Consider the following 20225-nt stretch of genomic DNA (forward strand, 5'->3'; position numbering starts at 1 on the left):
GCAACTATCATTAGCCTCGACACTAACGATCTTTCACGGAGACATCATGAAAATTGGCATTGTGGGTTACGGTACCGGCGGCAAACATTTCCACGCACCTTTCATTGAAGCAGCAAACGGATTAGAGCTGGCGGGCATTGTTGCACGCGCGCCTGCGACCATCGCAAAAGCAAAAGCGGACCATCCCGATGTGCCGATCTTCGCCAGCCTGACTGAAATGCTGGCGGCGGGCGTGGATATCGTCACCATCACTACGCCACCGCAAACCCGCCGTGAACTGGTTCTGGAAGCGATTGACGCCGGTGTGGCGGTGATCGCGGATAAACCCTTCGCACCCGATGCCAAAACCGGGCGGGAACTGGCTGCTGCGGCCGCTGCTAAAGGCGTGGTGTTGAGCGTCTATCACAACCGCCGTTATGACGCTGATATTCTGACGCTCAAGAAAGTCATTGAACAACAGCAAGTTGGCAAAGTATGGCGCTTGCATAATCGCATGGATTTTGATGATGCGTTGACGCTGGAAGGCGGTGAAACCGGCGGATTGCTGCGCGATCTCGGTAGCCACATCGTGGACCAGGCTATCTGGCTGATGGGGCCGGTGAAATCGGTGTATGCGCTGCTGGATATTGTCGAATTACCCGAAGGCCCCACCGATGCCAGTTTTGTGCTGACGCTAACGCATCACAATGGTACGCACTCCTATGTTTCTGCCACCAAACTCAATCGCATGGTTTGCCGCGAACTGCGCTTATACGGCGAAAAGGGCAGCTATCTGTCGCAAGGCACCGATGTGCAGGCGCAGGCGATTTTTGCCGGTAAACGACCGGTGGATGATTTAGCGGGTTGGGGCTACGAGCAGCGCGATCGTTGGGGCATTTTGCATCATGCTGAAGGCGACGAAGCGGTGCCATCGGAGCAGGGCGCTTATCATGCCTATTATGAAGCGTTTGCCGACGCGGTGCGCAACGGCACCGAACCGCCGGTGACCACTGATCAGGCGATTGAAGTGTTAGAGGTGCTGGATGCGGCTTTTGTCAGTGCACGGGAAAACCGAGTGGTGACGCTGGAATGATCATTTTTCTGGTCGCCATAAATGGCGACCCTACAAAGAATTAGCGCATTTATGCGCACCGGAAAATTCGGCCTGTTAAACTGACCGCCGTTCAGAAGTGACTCGAAGAGGTTTAGTTGTGTCGACGTTAGTATTGAGAGAAGCCAGGCTGGCCGATGTGGATCGTTGTTACGCGATTGAGATTGAGGCTTACGAAGGTGATGAAGCCGCCACGCGTGAAAAGATTGCTACCCGCATCGCGCAGTATCCGCAGGGATTTTTATGTCTGGAAACCGACGGCAAGGTGATTGGTTTTATCAACGCTGGTTGCGCGTGGGATGTGGTGATGTCGGATGAAGCGTTTAAAGAGTTAATCGGCCACGATCCGGCAGCGCCTAACGCCGTCATTATGTCGGTGGTGCTTGATCCTGCTTATCAGGGCAAAGGTTATGCGTCGCTGCTGATGCGCCAGTTTCTCGACCTGATGAAGAAAATGGATAAGCGAACCATTCATCTGATGTGCAAAACCCAGCACGTCGAGCTGTATAAAAAATGGGGCTATCAGTACGTCAAACCGTCCGAATCAGACCACGGCGGCATGGCGTGGCATGAGATGCTGATGACACTGTAATTCGTCGGGTCGCCATTCACGGCGGCCCGAATCTCACCTCACGCAGCCACACTTTTCGGCTGAGCCGATAGATGTCCCGCCCATAAACTGGCCACCCATTTGACACCTTTGGCGGTGAAACGCGCTTGTGAGAAAGCATGCTGATTCTCGCCACGCCCGGAACGCAAGGTGAAATAACCTGCCTGCATATGGTGCTGCTGCGGTGCCAGCGTGCCTTTTTCGCGATACATGATATTGCGTTCTAACAGGAACTCACGAAACTCGGTTTCCTTGACCTTCAACATCTTGCACAGCTGACGAAAGCCGAGCGAATCTTCGATCTCAACAAAGCGATCAAAAAACTCAGCCTTGGGTGCAGACAATGCAAGTTGTTGCTCAGCCGCACGGCGCTGCTCAAACTGTTCCGCCCAGGCGCGGGCCGCTTCCGCCGGATTAGTGAAATCAGGCAGATGAGTAAATTGTTCGCGCTGCTGCCAAAGATCGAGTAGTTCCGCAGTGAAGCCAGGCGAAAGCCGGGCAACGGCAAGTAATGAATCGCGTTTGTTGTGATGAAACTCCTGACGCACTTCACCCTGATGCTCATACAGATTCACCGTCAAAGGTTGGGAAAGACGCTGTGCGGTTTCCAGGCTTTTAACCAGGCGCTTCACTTCGCCATGCGTAATGCCAGTGACACTGGCAATTTCGCGGCTGCTCATCATCATCGATGCATTCAAAGCAGACAGACTTTCCGTTGAGATCATCATCATTATCACCTCTTGCAGACTTACTCAGCCTTGTAGCTGTTGAATAAGTATACTCAGTACTGTTTATATATCCAGTATTATTTTTAACCGTTCACCTAAGTTGTTCGGCTTTGCGTAACGTTTCACAAAGCCAGCTCAGTCCCACGTAATCCCTGCGTATTCTCTTAAAGTGAGGTTTTAGCGGTTTATTAAATTGTCGCGATGAGGGCTGTTTGATAGTTTTGAGCCAATTTTCCGGGCTTTTATCGGCTTTCTGCAGCATTACGTGCAGGGCTGATGTGTGCCTTTTTAACAGCAATAAGTAGTTAACTGGCGGCTATGCTGCTGGAGAAACGATGAAAAAGAATAAATTTAAAACCCATCTGGTCTCATTAGGTTTACTGGCGGAAAAAAAGCTGACCAAACGCCGAACGCTGCCCGATTACAATCCCGCCGCAGAGCAGGATATCAATTTGATTGCGCACCAGACCGCACCCGAAGCCATTCCGCGTCAGATTTGGATGTACTGGGAAAGCGAAACGCTGCCGCAAGAAGTGCAGATTTTTGTTGATAAGATCGTGCGTGAAAATCCCGGTTATCTGGTAACGGTCATCAATAACCTGAATATCCAGCACTATCTGCCCGATCTACACTTCGTGCATCAGGATATGCGTCCTTCTCATAAAAGTGACGTCATCAGGCTGGAACTGCTGCATCGCTATGGCGGAATCTGGATGGATGCCACCATCATTCTCAATCGCACAATGGACGAATTGCTGGCGGTGAATGTTGACGATCGTTATGACCTGATCGCCTTCTACCGCGACAGTTCCACGCTGGATAAAGCCTATCCGGTGATTGAATCCTGGTTCCTGGCCGCGCCGAAAAATAACGCCTTTATTGCGAGCTGGCTGCATTTTTTCCGCCCGATTGTCGAAGTGGGCGCCGACGAATTTTTCCGTCGCCTGCTCGCACTGCCCGATTACGAAACCATTGTTCAGGGCATTACGCCACCGGATTATCTGGTGGTGTATATCGCGCAGCAGCAGGCGTTGCGTGATAATAATCAGTACAACTTCTATCTACGTAAATGCGAGGCCAGCGCGTTGCTGTATCAAAGTCTGGTGGAGTGGCGTCCGGTGAAGCTGAGCCGCATGTTGATGGTGGATCGTCTGCCGGCAGTGTTGCCGCCGCTGACCAAACTGACGGGATTTGATCGCAAATATCTCGACACCAACCTGAAATATGGCGTGGTGAACAAAGACAGCTTGTTGGGTCAGATTCTGTTAACCAGCCAGAAAGGTGCCCGCCCGCAGACACCGATTCCAGCGCTGACGAGCAAGGCATAATACATCAGGGATTGATCAACTGTTGTAGTGCCGCGGCGCTGGTTTCATCGTCCGGCACATACACCAGCAGGCGATCGCCGTTGCGCGACGCTGACCACCAGTTATTTTGCCGCAGTGTAAGTTCACCCACTTCGTCGCGGTAAAAGCGTTTCACGCGATTCTCCACCTGGCCCAATTCATAGCGCTGCCAGGTGTGCGCAAACTCATCTGAACTGTTTAACAGGCGGGCAAGAAAGCTTTCCCAGTGCGGATCGCCAAGGTGCTCGCCCATCTGCCCGCGAAACATCGCCACCATCTGTGGCATTACTTCATCCCAATCATTCAGCGCTTTGCGCCATGCGGGATGATTGAATGCCAGCCAAATGCAGTTGCGATCTTCCAGCGCGATCTCGGCCAAATCGACGCCCATCAAGGCACACCACGCGGCGTTATAACCGAGAATATCAAAGCGCGGTGTCTCAATAATTGCCGGTAACTGGATAGCGTCGAGCATCTGTTGATTGTGCGCGGCAATTTTGCAGCAGGCCGCTACCACGCGTACCGAAGGTAACGCATGTCCGGCAAGCGAAAACAGGTGCTGCGTTTCCACATCGTTGCACTGCAACGCGCTAGCAATCGCCGTCAGGGTTTTCGGCGAGGCTTTAATATCACGCCCCTGTTCCAGCCACGTATACCAGGTCACGCCAACATCCGCTAACTGCGCGACTTCTTCACGGCGTAAACCCGGCGTGCGGCGATGGCGCATGCGCGGCAAACCGAGCCGATTGGGATCGAGGTTTTCGCGGCGCGTGCGCAGAAAAGTACCAAGTAATTTGCGGTTGTTTTGTTCGGTGGTAACAGGCGCGGATGCCAGGCTCATAAGCAGATCCTTCGACAAGACGGGTAGTATTTATACCATGATAAACAAGAACTGGTACCCGTTTAATGGTTAGGTGATGCTATGCCGTACTGACAGCAAAAACAAGGTAAAACCGATGCAGACATCGCAACTTCAACGCACAGGATTGATGGTCCTGCTTGCCGGGCAGCTGCTGCCCATGATTGATTTTTCTATCGTTAACGTAGCGTTAGACGCGATGGCCCACACGCTGCAGGCCACGGCGATCGAGCTGGCGCTGATCGTCGCGGTATACGGCATCGCCTTTGCCATCTGTTTGGCGATGGGCGGGCGCCTCGGTGACAATTATGGCCGCCGCCGCGTGTTCCTCGCCGGAGTATGGATCTTTGGTATTGCATCTTTATTATGCGGCATCGCCAATAGCGTCGGCCTGTTGATGTTTGCCCGTGCGCTGCAAGGTGTGGGCGCGGCCTTTATCGTGCCGCAAATCCTCGCCACGCTGCACATCACGCTGAAGGGCAGAGCGCATGCGCGCGCCATCGGTTTGTACGGCGGCATTGGCGGGCTGGCGTTTATCATCGGTCAGGTGCTGGGCGGATTTCTTATCAAAGCGGATATCGGCAGCTACGGCTGGCGCAGCGTGTTCCTGATCAACCTGCCGATCTGCCTGTTTGTGCTGATCACCGCGCGCCGCTTTGTGCCGGAAACACAGAACACCCAGCGCGTGCCGGTGGATGTCAGTGGCACCTTGCTGCTGGCGGGCGCGATTGGCTGCCTGATGCTGGCACTGGCGCTCGGTCCGCTGCTGCATTGGTCGTGGCCGTGCATCTTGCTGCTGGTGCTGTTCCCACTGTTTCTGCATCGTTTGCGCCAGAGTTCGCTGCGTCTGGAAGCGGCCAACGGCGCGCCGCTGCTGCCGCCTTCACTGCTGCGTCTGCCGAGCGTGCGATTTGGCCTGACGCTGGCGGTGCTGTTCTTCTCCTGCTGGAGCGGCTTTATGTTCTCAGTCGCGCTGACGTTGCAGGCCGGTTTAGGGCTGACGGCGTTTCAGTCCGGGAATGCGTTTATCGCGCTGGGCGTGGCCTATTTTATCGGCGCGATGCAATCGACACGTATCGTTGAGCGTTTAGGTAAGCGCGGTGCCTTGCTGATGGGCTGCGGCATTCAGATGGTTGGGCTGCTGGCCCTGATCGCTACGCTGCAACTCGCCTGGCCGCAGGTCGGTATCTTCACGCTGATCCCCGCGACGGTACTGATTGGTTTTGGTCAGTCGTTTATTGTCAGCACCTTCTATCGCATTGGCATGAGCGGCGTGCCGCATCATCAGGCGGGCGCGGGCAGCGCGGTGCTTTCAACGGTACAGCAGTCGGCGCTGGGTTTAGGCCCGATGCTGCTGGGCGGTGTATTCACGCAGATCTACACGCACGGCAATCATCTGGCGGCAATCACCGGTACGCTCGGCGTTGAGCTGGCGATGATGGCATTGCTGATGATTTTCACCAGCCTCAATCGCCGCACGTTTCAGCCGGTAACGGCGGAAGGGTAATTCTTGTGAACAGTTTTCAGCAGGAGCTTTCCACCTTATTGTAAAACAACCGAAAATCCGTGAGTCGCGCTGAATTTACCTTTGGCTCAGCGGTCTTTTTTCCGGAACATATCGCCGCAGTAAACGGGCTGAACCGCGTGTTTAGCCCGTTTTTTATGTGGTGCGGAAGCAAGGCGCTTGAATCAGGCACAGGAAAAACGGCAGGCTCACAACAGATGAAGAAGATGTTAACCGGGTTACTTTTCATGGTAACCACCACCGCCTTTGGTGCAGATGATTTCACCCTAAAGGATATTCACTTTGCTGGGCTCCAGCGCGTCGCACCCGGCGCGGCACTGCTGCATATGCCGCTGCGTATTGGCGATCGCGTCAATGATGATGATATTCGCAACACCATCCGTGCGCTGTTCGCCACCGGCAATTTTGAAGATGTGCAGGTGCTGCGTGATGGCGATGCATTGCTGATTAAAGTTAAAGAGCGCCCGGCGATTGCCAGCATCTCGTTCTCTGGCAACAAAGCGATTAAAGAGGATCAGCTCAAGCAGAACCTTGATGCCTCAGGCGTACGCGTGGGTGAAGCGCTGGACCGCACCACGCTGGCGGATATGGAAAAAGGGCTGGAGGATTTTTACTACAGCGCCGGGAAATACACCGCCAGCGTCAAAGCGGTGGTCACGCCATTGCCGCGCAACCGCGTCGATCTGAAGTTCATTTTCACCGAAGGCGTGTCAGCAAAAATTCAGCAGATCAATATTGTAGGCAACCAGGCTTTTTCATCGGATGAACTGATTTCGCATTTCCAGCTGCGCGATGATGTGCCGTGGTGGAATTTCATCGCCGACCAGAAATATCAGAAGCAGAAACTCTCCGGCGATTTAGAGACGCTGCGCAGTTATTATCTTGATCGTGGTTACGCACGATTCAATCTGGATTCCACACAAGTCAGTTTAACGCCGGATAAAAAACATATTTACGTTACGATAAATATTCATGAAGGCGATGTTTACCATGTTAGCGGCGTAACGCTAACCGGAAATATGGCCGACTATTCCGCCGAGATTGAAAAACTGGCGCAGTTGCCAGCGGGCACCTTATACAGCGGAGCAAAAATCACTGAAAACGAAGAGGCGATTAAAAGCCTGCTCGGTCGTTACGGCTATGCATTCCCGCAGGTGAATACCCAATCGGAAATTAACGACAGCGATAAAACCGTACAGTTACATGTGAATGTCGATGCCGGGCGACGCTTCTCGGTGCGGCAGGTGCGTTTCTCGGGCAACGACACTTCGAAAGATGCGGTGCTGCGTCGTGAAATGCGCCAGATGGAAGGCGCATGGCTGGCGAGTAATCAGGTAGAGCAGGCCAAGGCGCGACTCAATCGTACCGGCTATTTTGAGAGCGTGGATGTTGATACACAGCGCGTGCCGGGCAGCCCGGATCAGGTTGACGTGGTGTACAAAGTGAAAGAGCGCAATACCGGCACTTTCAATGTTGGATTGGGCTACGGCACCGACAGCGGCATCAGCTATCAGCTTGGCGTCAGCCAGGATAACTGGATGGGCTCCGGCAATACCGTAAGTTTTAGCGGCACCAAAAACAGCTATCAAACTTATGTCGAAATCGCTGCCACCGATCCCTATTTCACTGTGGATGGCGTCAGTCTGGGCGGCAAGCTGTTCTATAACGATTACAGTGCGGAAGATAACGATCTTTCCGAATACACGCTGAAAAGCTTCGGTGCAGGCAGCACCTTAAGCTTCCCGATCGGAGAAAACAGCAGCGTTAACAGCGGGTTGGATTACGTCTACAATCGTGTCAGCAATATGGCACCGCAGGTGGCAATGTGGCGCTATCTGGGTTCGCAGGGGATTCATCCAAAAGTCATCAGCAGTGATGACGACGATGACGATGCCACCGTGGCGGACAAATTTACCGCTAACGATTTCTTCTGGAATATTGGCTGGAGCTACAACTCACTGGACCGCGGCTTCTTCCCCACCTCGGGCGTGAGCGCCGGTTTCAACACCAAAGTGACGATTCCAGGTTCCACCAACAGCTATTACAAAAGCACGCTGACCGCCAACGGCTACTTGCCGCTGAGCAGCGATCATCGCTGGGTGTTAATGGGTCGCAGTAAAGCCGGTTACGCCGACGGCTTAGGCGGCAAAGAAGTGCCGTTCTACGACAACTTCTATGCCGGCGGCTCTAGCACAGTACGCGGATTCTCCTCCAACACCATCGGGCCAAAAGCCGCCTATTACCGCTGCAGCGGCAGTGAAAGCAGTTACGGTGCTTGCCCAGTGGAGAAATCGGATGATGCGGTGGGCGGCAATGCGATGGCGGTGGTAAGCGCAGAACTGATTGTGCCAACGCCGTTTATCAGCGAGCGCTATGCCGATTCGCTGCGCACCTCATTCTTCGTCGATGCAGGCACCGTGTGGGATACCGGCTGGCAGAACACTGCCGCCACCAAAGCGGCGGGTATTCCCGATTATGGCGATCCCAGCCAAATTCGCGTGTCGAGCGGCGTGGCTTTGCAATGGCAATCACCGTTGGGTCCGCTAGTGTTTTCTTATGCCTTGCCGATTAAGAAATATGAGGGCGATAAGTCGGAGCAGTTCCAGTTTAATATCGGTAAAACCTGGTAGCTGTATTTAAATCGTTAAATAATGAGGTGAGTTTTACATTATCTTTAAACGGTGAAGACAGAACAAATTAGCCATCAGCGTAAAATACCGCTTGTGAAATGCTTAAGGAATGAGTGTTCGCGAATATCGTTGTTATGCATCTGATTAATTGTATTTCGCCACCCAGAGTTGGGTGGCTTTTTTATTTGTTAGAGTGGTCGCCATAAATGGCGACCCTACAGAATGTGCAAATGCGCACGATCGCTGCGATGACGATCACAACGGGTCAGGAAAGGCCAGCCCGAAGAGCAAAGCGTCCGAGCCATGGATGGCGAGGCCGATCTGCATGGATGCAGGGTTTCTTTGCGATCGGGCTGGCCTTTTCTGGCCTTAGCATCAACTTAAAGCGACTCAACCAACCTCAGCCCTGTTTCGGCATCAAACAAATGAATTTTCTCGGCGTTAAAGCCCAGCATAATGCTCTCGCCGCTCACCGCCGGATGGCGGCCAGCGATCTGCATATGCAGCGGCTGACCGTGCCATTCGAGATGCAGCAAAGTGGATTCGCCGGTGATCTCCACCACTTTCACCAACGCCGCTGCATTGCTGTTGGCTTCCAGCAGATCGTGCGGGCGAACGCCGAGCGTCACGGCTGCACCTGCACGCTCGCGCGCCGCCGCTTGCCAGCGCGCGGGCAGCGGCTGCCACAGATCCTGACACTGCACGCCAGGCACGCCATCGCGGGCGATCAGCTGTGCCGGTAACAGATTCATCGGCGGTGAGCCGATAAAGCGCGCGACAAAGGTATCCGCCGGACGATCGTAAATTGCCAGCGGTGCGCCTTGCTGCACGATGCGCCCATCCTTCATCACCACAATTTGATCGGCCAGCGTCATCGCCTCAACCTGATCGTGCGTCACATAAACCATGGTGGTTTTGAAACGCTGATGCAGCGATTTGATCTCGGCGCGCAACTCCATGCGCAGCTGCGCATCAAGGTTCGACAGCGGCTCATCGAACAGGAATACTTTGGGATTTCGCACCATCGCACGGCCCATCGCTACACGCTGACGCTGTCCGCCCGACAGCGCACGCGGATAGCGTTGCAGCAGCTTATCGATACCAAGAATCCCGGCGATGCGCGCAATTTTAGTTTGCTGCTCCTCGCGCTTCACCTTCTTCACCTGCATGTGAAACGCCAGATTCTCCGCCACGGTTAAGTGCGGATAGAGCGCATAGCTCTGAAACACCATGGCGATATCGCGGTCGGCCGGATCGCGGTCGTTGATCTGCACTTTATCCATCAGGATCGCGCCATCCGACAAGCTCTCCAGCCCGGCCAGCAAACGCAGCAACGTCGACTTCCCGCAACCGGATGGGCCCACCAGCACGGTAAAACTGCCGTCAGGAATAGTGAGATCGAGCGGATGAAGCACCGACTGTTTTGCGTAGCGTTTGGCCACTTTTACGAGTTCAACACTGGCCATAATTTAAAACTCCTGGGAAAGTTGCAGTTGATGCCAGTCGGGATAACGACGCGGCAAGGTGCTGATAGCCAGTGACGCCACCGAAATACCCCATTGCAAAGCCGTATTGAGATCTTGCTGATGCAGCAGGGCGGTGAGGAATCCAGCGTTAAAACTGTCGCCCGCGCCGATGGTATCCACCACCGTGACCGGACGCGCAGGCTGACTCACTGCATGTTCAGCCTGCCAGCAACGCGCGCCCTGCGGGCCGCATTTCACTACGCAGCCGCCGCGTCCGCTCAGCTGTTGCGCCAGCATGTGCGCGCTGGCAGGCAAGTCGTCTTTCGCCGCCAATCCCAGCGTTTCCACTTCATTGAGCAGCAGCCAGTCACACAGCGGCAGCCATTGCGTGACCTGCTGACGCACCTCGTCCGTCCAGCCCTGCGGCGGCCAGCCGGTATCAACAGCGGTGATAAAGCCGCGCTGCTGTAGCTCAGCCAGCAACGCCGGATATTCGTCATACAGATGCAGGCACAAAAAGGTGCCGCACAGCAACACGATATCGCCGTCAGCCGCTTTAGCAGGCAGCTGATCCAGCACATCCTGCGCGGTGAGTTGCACGATATGGCCGAGATTACTCAGGAAGGATCGCTCGTGATCCGAATGCGTTACGCCAACGGTAAGCGAGGTTTCGCAGCTGTAGCGCGTCCAGTGCGCGGCGCTGTGCGGAAAATGACTCGCCAGCCAGGCGCTCAGGCCATCATCGCCCTGATTAGCCACCGCGCGATGGCGCACCTGCATCGCTTCCAGCGCCAGCGCGCAGTTGCCCGCCGATCCGCCAGGACGCAGTTCGCTGTGATTCAGCATCACTTCGGTACCGCGCTGCGGCCAGTTATCCAGCGTGCCCATGATCAAATCGACATTAATATTGCCCACCACATACAGCGTGGCGGTGAGTTTATGTTCCATCATCCTTTACTCCCGCCACTGGCAAGGCCGCTGACCAGCGTCTTTTGCAGCCAGATGGCAATAAATAGCGGTGGCACCGACGCCAGAATGCCGACGGCAGCGATTAAGCCATCATCGGTGGCGCGCCCGGCGGTGAATCCGGCAATGGTGACCGGCAAGGTTTGTGCGGCGATATTGCTGGTAAACAGCAGCGCATAGAAAAACTCGTCCCACGCCAGTAGCCAGCCAAACAGCGCGGCGGCACCTAGCACCGGCTTCGCCAGCGGCAACGTAATGCGCAGCAGCACTTGCCAGACGCGCAGGCCATCGAGTCGCGCCGCCTGTTCAATATCCTGCGGCAGCGTATCGAACTGGTTTTTCAGCATCCAGGTGAGGAACGGCAGAATCAGCGAGCAGTAGACGATGATCAAACCGGGCCGCGTGTTAAGCAGATCGAACTGCTGCAACAGGAAGTAGAGCGGTAGCACGAACGCCACCGGCGGCACCATATAGATGGCAAGTGAGGCGAACAGCCAGCCGTCGCGCCCGCGATAGCGCGAGAAGCTGAACGCCGCTGGAATCGCCAGCAGCAAGCAGATGATTGTCGCGCCCGTGGCGACTAACAAACTGTTGCCGAGCGCATGCAGGAACAGCACGCCGGGCTGGCCTGGCTCCAGCGACAACAGCTTGCCGTAGCGGGTGAAATCCCACTGGCGCGGTAGCCACTCGAGCGGCACGCGGGTGAGATCGCTAGCGGCGCTGACGCTCATCAAAAACAGCCAGCCCATTGGCGCTAACACCGAAAACGCCACCAGCAGCGCGGCGGCGTATTTGCCAACATGGCGCATTTTAACCTTCATGAGCGCTTCCTTTGCGGCGCTGGCGCCACAGTAACAACATGTAAAGCGTGATCAGCACCGCGCACAGCAAGGTCATCAACATGGCGTAAGCCGCGCCGCTGCCGGCTCGCAAGTAGCTAAACGACTCCTGGTAAACGTAGAAACTCAGGGTTTTGGTGCTATCGACCGGGCCGCCGCGCGTCATCACATAGATAATGTCGAAGATTTTGAAGGCGTCGATGGTGCGCAGAACCAGCGCCACGCTGAGCGGGCCAACAATCGCCGGGAAGGTGATGGCACGAAAACGCCGCCACGCCGACGCGCCATCCAGCCGTGCGGCTTCAAACAGATCGTCGGGAATCGATTGCAGTGCCGCCAGCACCAGCAAGGTCACCAGCGGATAGTTTTTCCAGATATCGGCGAACATCACCGCGTTAAGTGCAGAATCCGGCGATCCCAGCCAGCTGCGATAGCCATCAATAATGCCCAACTGCGTCAGCAGCGCGTTGATGCTGCCGTAATCTGGGTTGAAGTTCAGACGCCACATCATGGCGTTAACGATGGTCGGCAGCGCCCACGGCAGAATCACCAGCACGCGCAACAGGTTGCGACCGGCAAATTTCTGGTTCAGCAACAGCGCCACCAGCACACCGATCACGCCTTCAATCGCCACAGATACCACGGTGAAATAGAGCGTGCGCCACAGCGAGCTGCGAAAATCCGCATCGGTGATCGCAAACAGGTAGTTTTCAAAGCCAATCCAGCCCGGCGCTTCACCGCTGCCAATCAGGGCGGCATCGGTGAAACTTAGCCAGATAGTGCGTAACAGCGGCCATGCGGTGAGCAACAGCATCACCAACAGCATGGGTGCTAGCAGCACCCATGCCTGCCGTTGTTCGCGTTGACGCAAACTCAGCATTGTTGCCCCTTAGCGCAGACGCGCCGCACTCTTATCAACCGCTTGCAGCGCGGCATCTGGCGTTGCGCTGCCAACCAGCACCTGCTGCAACTGCTGCTGCAGCGTGTTGGAGAGACGCGAATAGTCGGCGGTTTCCGGACGCGACAGCATCACGTTGAGCGACTTATCCGCCGCCGCGATCAGGCTTTCCTGGTTTTTCAGCACCGCCGGATCCTGATAAGAGCTTTTCCAGATCGGCAGACTCAGCGTGGCGTATTTATTCTGCACCGGCTGCGAAGTCATGTAGCTGATGTATTGCCATGCCTGATCCGCGTGCGTGCTGCCTTTGGTGATGCCAAGGCCCATCGAACCGTTTACGGCACCGAATTTGCCCGGCGCATCGCCTGGCGCAGGAACAATGCCCACCTGACCGGCGACCTTACTTTGCTTCGGATCGTTGGCCATGTTGTACATGTAGGTCCAATTGAGCGCGAAAGCCGCATCGCCATTGGAGAAGGCTTTACGCACATCTTCTTCCAGATATTCGCGTGACGCCGGGTTGCTCAAGCCTTCATCCAGCGAACTTTTCATCAGCTTCACCGCTTGCAGCGAGGCCGGGGAGGAGAAATCGAGTTTGTCGTTGTTATAGAATTTGCCACCGAAACCCGACACCAGCGTGGTGTAATCGCATACCAGCGCTTCGGCCTGCGACCAGCTCCACACCAGCGGATATTTCACGATGTTCTTCTGTTTGATGATGCGTGCGTCATCCATCACCTGCTGCCAGGTTTGCGGCGGCGTAGTGATACCGGCTTTTTCCAGCATCGCTTTGTTGTAGTAGAGATATTTGGTGTCGAGGATCCACGGCATGCCGAGGGTTTTGCCTTTGAACTCAACGGTGTTCATCGCGCCAGGGAAAATCTGCCCCTTTTCGTCGGCGCTGATGCGGCTGCTGACGTCCTGCAACAGATCAAACTTGGTGAATTCTGCCGGCCAGATGGCATCGAACAGCACCACATCGTAGCCGTTACCGCCCGCGCCACGCGCCGCGACAATTTTGTCGTGCAGCGCTTCGTACGGTACAAACTCAAGATTAACCTGCACGTCCGGGTGCGCTTTCTGAAACTCCTGCGTCATAGCGCGGATATCATTTTCGCTATACGCCGCCTGCGTCATAAACAGCGCATTCAACGTGGTTGCTGCTGCTGCGTTGCCCACGCTGGCTAACAGAACCGCTGCAAAACATCCTTTTATGACTGGGTTGAATCGGATTTTCATGGTGTTTTCCGCCTTGATGCAAAAAGAGGGTGTTTTATTAAATCAATTTGATGGATTTAATAACGCGCACAGGTTGTCAGGTTGCTGCGGCTGACATCGGTTAGCTAAAGCAATTGACGTGCCAGGGCATAAATCTCGTTTGCCACTGGACATTACTTTGCACTGATTTTTGCCGCTGTCATGTAAACAGGTTGTAAAATGTGTGGGTGATCATAGATATTTGTATGGGTTTGAAGCATGCCGATTGTGAAAAGGTGGCGATAACTCTTTTCAGGATGCATTGTTTAGGTGCAGATGCGTTGGGACTTGCTACATGAACGTGCATTCCACAGCGGAAAAATAGCGTTCGTGGTAGCTGGTTATGCTGAGCATGTTCATGCTGATAGAACAGATTTTAGGTATTCATGCCGAGCATGATAACGAGCATTAGCAGCGCTGAGTAGCTGGATAAACAACGTTCGATATCCAGCTAAACAAAATAACCTTTAGTCCGCTATGAGCGAAAAGCGGACGTTCTTACTCAATCTATGAAAGTATGCATCGGTTCTGGCGTCAGGGGATGTTTATCTAATGTATATCGAGTTATAGCTGGCAGACTGATGTAATCATCCTATTTATTTTTTTTAACCAAATACTGATTAAATACTTCTGTAATGAAATCCACGAAAACGCGGACTTTTGGCGTCATTTGACGGGTGCTGGGCCAGAGAACATGAAATGTGGTTATCCGGGACATATAGCTGTCCAGTACCGTCTGTAACTGGCCATGAGAAAGTCCATTCCTGATGGCAAAGTCTGGCAGGCAGGCAATGCCCCGTCCTTCTTCCACCAGAAACAGTAACGCTTCCAGACTGCTACAAATCATTGTTGAAGGTAGAGCGTGTCCACCCAGGGTTGCTGTTTTAAGTTTAAGCGGCCACTGTTCCAGTTTTCCGGAACTGGGGTAGCGATAATGCAGGCAGGCATGGGTAGCCAAATCGTCTGGGCGAACAGGAACACCGTGCTTCCCGAAATAGCTTACCGATCCCGCCAGGCAAAGACGAAATGAACCCAGCCGTCGTGAAATCAAGCGGGAGTCATTGAGTTCTCCCCCCGGATAACGACATCCATTCCCTCATCGATGACGTCACTGAGACGATCGGAAAAGTCGAGATCCAGCTCAATCTCCGGGTATCTCTGCATAAAGTCCGAGATCATCGGCAACATCAGTCCTCCTGCCAACGGAAGTCCGATACGGAGCCGGCCTCGCGGCTGTTCGGTCATAGCCAGCAGTTCATCCTCAGCAGCCTGAATTTCATCAAAAATCCGGCGGCATCGTTCCAGAAACACCTCACCCTCAGGCGTTAAATGCACCGAACGCGTGCTGCGCTGAAAGAGACGAACACCAAGTCGGTCTTCCAGTCTGGAGATACTTTTGCTGACTGCTGAGGATGAAATGCCTTTGACGCGGCCGGTGGCGATAAAGCTGCGGGTTTGTGCTACATGAACGAATACTTCCATACCGTTCAGGCTTTCCATCGTACTCTCTCGTAAATGATATTGATGACACTTTTGTCACATATGTTATGCCTGACAACTGCGTTAATTTCAACAGATAATCAGATTAGTATCTTTCTACAGGCAACAACCTGCGTGCTGTGGCCTCAATAGATAACGTAATGATGCTCGTCTTTAAACGCATCAGCGTTCAGACGCATAAAACTTTTCAGGAGTGGGCAAATATGTCATCAGAAAACAGCGGTAAAGTCTGGTTCATTACCGGGGCATCCAGAGGCTTTGGCTTGCTGTGGGCAACCGCAGCACTCGAACGCGGCGATCGGGTGGCTGTGACTGCGCGAAATGTGGATGCGCTTGATCATCTTTCGCAGAAGTACGGTGACGCCGTATTACCGTTGTCGCTTGACGTCACAGATCGTGGTGCAACTTTTGCTGCAGTTAACCTGGCAACTCATCACTTTGGTCATCTGGACATTGTTCTGAACAATGCGGGTTACGGCCATCAGGGAACCGTGGAAGAGGCAAGTGAAGAAGAAGCGAGAGCACAGATGGAAACCAATTATTTTGGCGTGCTCTGGATCACTCAGGCAGCGTTACCTGTTTTCAGAGCTCAGGGTTTTGGTCACCTGCTGGCCGTTTCTAGTGTGCTGGGTGTATTTTCCGTGCCGACTTTCGGAATTTACAGTGCCTCCAAATTTGCCGTTGAAGGGCTGTTCGACGCACTTTCCCAGGAAGTTAAAAATTTTGGAATCAACGTAACACTGATCGAACCAGCCGGTTATGCCACCGATTTTGGCAACGCTTCTTCCGCTAAGTATTCCGAGCAGATACCCGCCTATGCGCCGGTGCGTGAATCGCTGGCTAAGATGGCAAGCGGCTACGCTTATGGCGATCCGGCTGCAACGTCTCCAGCCATTCTTGCTCTGGTTGACAGCACCAATCCGCCGGTGCGACTTGGTCTGGGGCAAACAGCAGTGCCCGACATGACGGCAACCAGCCAGCAAAAAATTACGACTTGGGAAGCCTGGCGTGACGTATCTGCTGCCGCCCAGGGATAACTTTTTCAGTATCCAGATAATGAGAGGACATGATGAATAACGGTAGAATTCGCGTCGGCATCATCGGTACCGGCGGCTGGGCACGTTACGGCCATATTCCGGCCCTGCAGGCGCTGGATAATTTCGAGGTTGCGGCTCTGGCGGGCAGAAATAAAGACAAGGTAGAGAATTACGCGAATCAGTTTGATATTGGCAAGGCCTACGGCAGCCCGGAGGCTTTGCTGGCCGATCCTGACATTGATCTGGTAGTGGTTCTGGCCCCCACGCCTGAGCACGGGCGTTTGGTGCGGGCGGTGATTGAAGCAGGTAAAGATGTTTACAGTGAGTGGCCGCTTTCCACCTCCACAGCGGAGTCGGAACACGTCATGAGAATGGCGCGTGAAAGAGGGGGCAGGCATATTGTGGGGCTGCAGCGCCGGTTTTCACCCAGCTCACGCTACTGGCATGATTTGCTGAAGCAGAACGCTATCGGACAGATTAGGGCCGTACGCATGTCTGTTGGTGTGAACGCCTTTGGTCAGGTGATGCCGGAGTTTGCTAAATGGGCGCTGGATGCAGCTAACTTCACAGAGCTCTTGTCGATTTATGGCGGCCACTTCAACGATATGCTGTTTCACGGCGTCGGTTTTCCGCAAAAACTCACTGCAGTGATGGAAAACCAATTCCCGGTTACGACGATCGCGGAAACGGGTGAGAAGGTGCCTTATACCAGCCCGAATGAGGTAATGATAATTGGGTCTCTTTCTCACGGAGGGTTGTTCTCAATCCAGTTAGAGGGAGGGCAGAAGCACCGTACCGGTCTTCAGATTGACATTACCGGAACAGAAGGCGTTTTGCGTATCACCAATGCGCGCGGCTTTGAAAACGAAAACGACAACGAGATTGCTATTATGCGTAATGGCATTGAAACGTTTGAAACCCTGGCGGTGCCTGCGGCATACGCATATTTACCCGTATCCCATCTTGATGCCAGCTCACAGGATGTAGCTTATCTCTACGCGGCTTACGCGCGGGACAAAGCGACGGGAACTCATGACGCGACTACTTTTGAGGACGCGTTGCGTCAACATCAGCTTATCGATCAAATCACTGAATCATCCGCACGCTTTTCAGCTGAACAGTCGCTATAAATGCGACTGCTGGAAGGAGCAAGTAATAAAGCGCCAGCGATTGGCATGAGTGGCGGGTTTATCATATAACATTGCGAAGTTAACCCGTCCGGACAGCCGCTATGCTGTCGGATGGGTTTCACTCTGATAAAGGCTGCGAGGTAGTGCTATGCAAACCATTCGTGCTGTTACCCTACCGTCTGAAAGCCGGATCGCTGGCCTTTTTACTTCACCCGAACTGGCCGATGCGTTTGCCATAACTCTTCCATCAGATGCCCCTTCCGGAGTCGAAAGCCTGGCGCGTATTCTGCTGGAAACGCCGCCTCTATGGTTCAGAATGCTACTCGGCTGTCGGGATGCTTTCGTAAAGCCATTCGGAATTCAGACCTCATCTCAGTTACGCAAAAAGCTTATTGACAGCGCAGCGGCACATATTGATTTCTTTCCGGTCATATCCGTGGAGCCACATGAACTCGTTATTGGTGAAAATGACACTCACCTTGATTTCAGGACTTCTGTTCTGGTGCGTAAATGCAGAGAATCAAATAAACAAGAAGTGGTAGTGACGTCAGTTGTGCGTTGTCACAACACATTGGGGAAAGGGTATATCTTACTGATAGCGCCTTTTCATCGCATGGTTGTCCGCTCGATGCTGAAAAGAGCGGCCAGGAAAGGCTGGCGGTGATGCTGTTAACTGGCGGAAGTCGGGTACGGCCTTTGAAAATACAGCCGTACCTCACCACTATCCCTTAATGCCTTCGACGATGAAGACCCGATATTCTGCCCCTTTCAGCCGGTGTTTAAGCGCCTCCTGATAGAGCGGGCTTTCATATGACGCTCTGGCATCGGCAACAGTAGGAAATTCAAGAATGACCGCACCGTCTACCGGCGCGCCCTCCAGAGTTTCAACTGCGCCATAAAATGCCAGTGGTGTAATGGGATGTCCTACCGAAGCGGCCGGAGCACTTTCCTCATATTTTTTGAACTCATCCGGATCGGTAATACGGTCGCGGACATAAACAATGTAAGCACTCATAGAGACTCCTTCACAATAAAAGGGGTGTCAGAACTTCCTGAACAAACATGCTTTCTGCCGCACTGGATTTGTCCACGCAGACAGTAGTCGCTGGCAGTTCTGATAAAATTTGTATCGCGACCTAACAGATCGCGATTACACAGCGCCATATCAGCTATGCGGACTTTTTCAGGCTGCAGGTTCGTCGCCCAGACGTTCACCCATGTTAAGTTCAAAATCGCCGACCTCTCCGAAACCGGCAGCGGTAAGTCGGGTAAAAGCTTTTTGCGCTTCAGGCCAAGAATCCACACCCTGCAAAATGTGGTTAGATGTCCACAGCTCTCCTTCAGACGGAACTCCGGCGCGTGCGTTGACCATTTTTTTCCCCGTTTCCAGCGCTCTCTTTTCAAACCGCGACATACGGCGAGCAAAGGCATCGACGAAGTCATCCAGCTCGGCGTCAGGAACGGCGCGGTTAACGAAGCCGTAGCGCTCGCCAGTCTCAGCATCAAAGTCGTCGGCACCGCAGACAATTTCCAGTGCTCGTGAACGGCCCGTAAGCGCGGAAAGCCATTCCACACCACCACCTCCGGGAATAGATGAGCCGCCTACCTCAATCAGGGCAAACTTTGCGCGCTCTTTTGATGCAAAACGCATGTCACAGGCCAGCGCAAATTCAAAGCCCTGAGCCCGGGCACGTCCGCGCACCTTGGCTATGCTGATAACGGAAGACTGCACCAGACGCGTAACAAACGTAGGCCAGTGATTAAAAAACGGGGCGGCACCCGGCTGGTCGGGAATAATGGTGCGGCTGACAACGTCATGATGGTTCATAAAGAACTCTTCATCGCCGCTTTCAAAAACGACCACTTTAAGATCCTTATCTTTCTCAATATCGTCCATAAGAACGTTCAGCTCAGCGAACATCCACGGATCAAAAAGGTTAAGCGGAGGATTATTAATGATGATGCGCCAGTAAGCCTGTGATTCACGTACAATATTTAAGCGTTTAGCAGTGTTCATAATGATTTCCAGCCTGAGATGACCTTGCGCAAGGTCACTGATGTTGAGTTTCAGATGCAGCAACCTCTGCAAAGAAGGGCATGCACTGACAAGGTTTACGTGCTCAATATAATGCTTTGGCTGAAAGTGATTAAGATGAGGAAACCTCAGAACACCTGTGACAAAAATGTCATTAATAGCATTCGTAGTTGTGCTGATGAGAATAAAAACTTGCCGGGTGACATCGGCAAAAATCGCCAATGTCCGCTTATAGCACTATGCGGACATTATGCGGACATGATGACGCGGTCATACCTGCTCAGATATGTTATTTCAGACATCAACTTT

17 protein-coding genes and 1 pseudogene are annotated in these 20225 nt (G+C 53.6%); 8 read left to right on the forward strand and 10 right to left on the reverse strand.

Translation table 11 applies throughout. The features are described from left to right. The first annotated feature begins 46 nt into the window (after positions 1–46). On the forward strand, positions 47–1072 hold the full coding sequence (locus tag ACXIZX_RS24345) for a Gfo/Idh/MocA family oxidoreductase (protein WP_479405305.1): 1026 nt from the start codon (positions 47–49) through the stop codon (positions 1070–1072). A 118-nt stretch (positions 1073–1190) separates the two neighbouring features. Continuing rightward, a complete protein-coding gene (locus ACXIZX_RS24350; protein ID WP_479405306.1) occupies positions 1191–1682 on the forward strand; it encodes a GNAT family N-acetyltransferase in 492 nt (163 codons plus the stop codon). A gap of 38 nt (positions 1683–1720) precedes the next feature. Here ACXIZX_RS24350 and ACXIZX_RS24355 read toward each other — a convergent pair whose 3' ends face one another. Then, entirely contained in the window at positions 1721–2428 is a 708-nt protein-coding gene (locus ACXIZX_RS24355) for a phage antirepressor KilAC domain-containing protein (RefSeq protein WP_479405397.1), read from the reverse strand. 335 nt (positions 2429–2763) lie between these two features. On the opposite strand from ACXIZX_RS24355, the gene ACXIZX_RS24360 reads away from it, so the two are divergent. After that, entirely contained in the window at positions 2764–3756 is a 993-nt protein-coding gene (locus ACXIZX_RS24360; RefSeq protein ID WP_479405307.1) for a glycosyltransferase family 32 protein, read from the forward strand. Positions 3757–3760: 4 nt separating this feature from the next. Here the strand turns inward: ACXIZX_RS24360 and ACXIZX_RS24365 are convergent, their stop codons facing one another. Beyond that, a complete protein-coding gene (locus ACXIZX_RS24365; RefSeq protein WP_179452404.1) occupies positions 3761–4615 on the reverse strand; it encodes a helix-turn-helix transcriptional regulator in 855 nt (284 codons plus the stop codon). Positions 4616–4730: 115 nt separating this feature from the next. Between ACXIZX_RS24365 and ACXIZX_RS24370 the strand changes: the two genes are divergently transcribed. Together ACXIZX_RS24370 and bamA are read left to right on the forward strand one after the other, a co-directional pair. Next, the gene (locus ACXIZX_RS24370; protein WP_479405308.1) at positions 4731–6140 is read left to right on the forward strand and encodes an MFS transporter; all 1410 of its coding nucleotides are present in this window, start codon (positions 4731–4733) and stop codon (positions 6138–6140) included. A 215-nt stretch (positions 6141–6355) separates the two neighbouring features. Further along, entirely contained in the window at positions 6356–8788 is a 2433-nt protein-coding gene (gene bamA, locus ACXIZX_RS24375) for an outer membrane protein assembly factor BamA (RefSeq protein ID WP_479405309.1), read from the forward strand. 380 nt (positions 8789–9168) lie between these two features. On the opposite strand, the gene ACXIZX_RS24380 is transcribed toward bamA, so the two are convergent. From ACXIZX_RS24380 to ACXIZX_RS24405, 6 genes and pseudogenes are all read right to left on the reverse strand, one after another. Then, on the reverse strand, positions 9169–10254 hold the full coding sequence (locus ACXIZX_RS24380; protein WP_479405310.1) for an ABC transporter ATP-binding protein: 1086 nt from the start codon (positions 10252–10254) through the stop codon (positions 9169–9171). A gap of 3 nt (positions 10255–10257) precedes the next feature. Further along, positions 10258–11202, reverse strand: coding sequence for a carbohydrate kinase family protein (locus tag ACXIZX_RS24385; RefSeq protein ID WP_479405398.1), 945 nt, complete (start codon positions 11200–11202; stop codon positions 10258–10260). Further along, the gene (locus tag ACXIZX_RS24390; RefSeq protein ID WP_008108069.1) at positions 11202–12041 is read right to left on the reverse strand and encodes a carbohydrate ABC transporter permease; all 840 of its coding nucleotides are present in this window, start codon (positions 12039–12041) and stop codon (positions 11202–11204) included. Before ACXIZX_RS24390 ends, ACXIZX_RS24385 begins: the two co-directional genes overlap by 1 nt. After that, positions 12031–12939 carry a carbohydrate ABC transporter permease gene (locus ACXIZX_RS24395; RefSeq protein ID WP_008108071.1) on the reverse strand — a complete coding sequence of 303 codons (909 nt, stop codon included), beginning with the start codon at positions 12937–12939 and terminating at the stop codon, positions 12031–12033. Before ACXIZX_RS24395 ends, ACXIZX_RS24390 begins: the two co-directional genes overlap by 11 nt. Positions 12940–12948: 9 nt before the next feature. Next, positions 12949–14196 carry an extracellular solute-binding protein gene (locus tag ACXIZX_RS24400; protein ID WP_061719064.1) on the reverse strand — a complete coding sequence of 416 codons (1248 nt, stop codon included), beginning with the start codon at positions 14194–14196 and terminating at the stop codon, positions 12949–12951. Positions 14197–14806: 610 nt separating this feature from the next. After that, positions 14807–15714, reverse strand: a pseudogene (locus ACXIZX_RS24405) (LysR family transcriptional regulator). Positions 15715–15854: 140 nt separating this feature from the next. Here ACXIZX_RS24405 and ACXIZX_RS24410 point away from each other — a divergent pair. The 3 genes from ACXIZX_RS24410 to ACXIZX_RS24420 all read left to right on the forward strand — a co-directional run bounded on the left by ACXIZX_RS24410 (position 15855) and on the right by ACXIZX_RS24420 (position 18545). Beyond that, the gene (locus ACXIZX_RS24410) at positions 15855–16751 is read left to right on the forward strand and encodes an SDR family NAD(P)-dependent oxidoreductase (protein WP_218889401.1); all 897 of its coding nucleotides are present in this window, start codon (positions 15855–15857) and stop codon (positions 16749–16751) included. A 29-nt stretch (positions 16752–16780) separates the two neighbouring features. After that, positions 16781–17881 (forward strand): Gfo/Idh/MocA family protein, encoded by a 1101-nt coding sequence (locus ACXIZX_RS24415; RefSeq protein WP_218889399.1) that lies wholly within the window; start codon positions 16781–16783, stop codon positions 17879–17881. 148 nt (positions 17882–18029) lie between these two features. Next, on the forward strand, positions 18030–18545 hold the full coding sequence (locus tag ACXIZX_RS24420; protein WP_179452399.1) for a DUF2867 domain-containing protein: 516 nt from the start codon (positions 18030–18032) through the stop codon (positions 18543–18545). Positions 18546–18602: 57 nt separating this feature from the next. Here ACXIZX_RS24420 and ACXIZX_RS24425 read toward each other — a convergent pair whose 3' ends face one another. After that, positions 18603–18896, reverse strand: a complete 294-nt coding sequence (locus tag ACXIZX_RS24425) for a DUF1330 domain-containing protein (RefSeq protein ID WP_179452398.1) — start codon at positions 18894–18896, stop codon at positions 18603–18605. A 168-nt stretch (positions 18897–19064) separates the two neighbouring features. Continuing rightward, positions 19065–20138, reverse strand: coding sequence for an enoyl-CoA hydratase/isomerase family protein (locus ACXIZX_RS24430; protein WP_479405311.1), 1074 nt, complete (start codon positions 20136–20138; stop codon positions 19065–19067). Positions 20139–20225 lie beyond the last annotated feature (87 nt).

It is taken from the genome of Candidatus Pantoea symbiotica, from assembly GCF_056491525.1.

Bases quoted from the DNA above. Each gene is read 5' to 3' on its own strand.
- ACXIZX_RS24425 (WP_179452398.1), bottom strand. From the start codon at position 18,896: ATGAGTGCTTACATTGTTTATGTCCGCGACCGTATTACCGATCCGGAT.
- ACXIZX_RS24380 (WP_479405310.1), bottom strand. From the start codon at position 10,254: ATGGCCAGTGTTGAACTCGTAAAAGTGGCCAAACGCTACGCAAAACAG.
- ACXIZX_RS24395 (WP_008108071.1), bottom strand. From the start codon at position 12,939: ATGCTGAGTTTGCGTCAACGCGAACAACGGCAGGCATGGGTGCTGCTA.
- ACXIZX_RS24410 (WP_218889401.1), top strand. From the start codon at position 15,855: ATGATGCTCGTCTTTAAACGCATCAGCGTTCAGACGCATAAAACTTTT.
- ACXIZX_RS24385 (WP_479405398.1), bottom strand. From the start codon at position 11,202: ATGGAACATAAACTCACCGCCACGCTGTATGTGGTGGGCAATATTAAT.
- ACXIZX_RS24415 (WP_218889399.1), top strand. From the start codon at position 16,781: ATGATGAATAACGGTAGAATTCGCGTCGGCATCATCGGTACCGGCGGC.
- ACXIZX_RS24360 (WP_479405307.1), top strand. From the start codon at position 2,764: ATGAAAAAGAATAAATTTAAAACCCATCTGGTCTCATTAGGTTTACTG.
- ACXIZX_RS24370 (WP_479405308.1), top strand. From the start codon at position 4,731: ATGCAGACATCGCAACTTCAACGCACAGGATTGATGGTCCTGCTTGCC.
- ACXIZX_RS24420 (WP_179452399.1), top strand. From the start codon at position 18,030: ATGCAAACCATTCGTGCTGTTACCCTACCGTCTGAAAGCCGGATCGCT.
- ACXIZX_RS24390 (WP_008108069.1), bottom strand. From the start codon at position 12,041: ATGAAGGTTAAAATGCGCCATGTTGGCAAATACGCCGCCGCGCTGCTG.
- ACXIZX_RS24400 (WP_061719064.1), bottom strand. From the start codon at position 14,196: ATGAAAATCCGATTCAACCCAGTCATAAAAGGATGTTTTGCAGCGGTT.
- ACXIZX_RS24365 (WP_179452404.1), bottom strand. From the start codon at position 4,615: ATGAGCCTGGCATCCGCGCCTGTTACCACCGAACAAAACAACCGCAAA.
- bamA (WP_479405309.1), top strand. From the start codon at position 6,356: ATGAAGAAGATGTTAACCGGGTTACTTTTCATGGTAACCACCACCGCC.
- ACXIZX_RS24345 (WP_479405305.1), top strand. From the start codon at position 47: ATGAAAATTGGCATTGTGGGTTACGGTACCGGCGGCAAACATTTCCAC.
- ACXIZX_RS24355 (WP_479405397.1), bottom strand. From the start codon at position 2,428: ATGATGATCTCAACGGAAAGTCTGTCTGCTTTGAATGCATCGATGATG.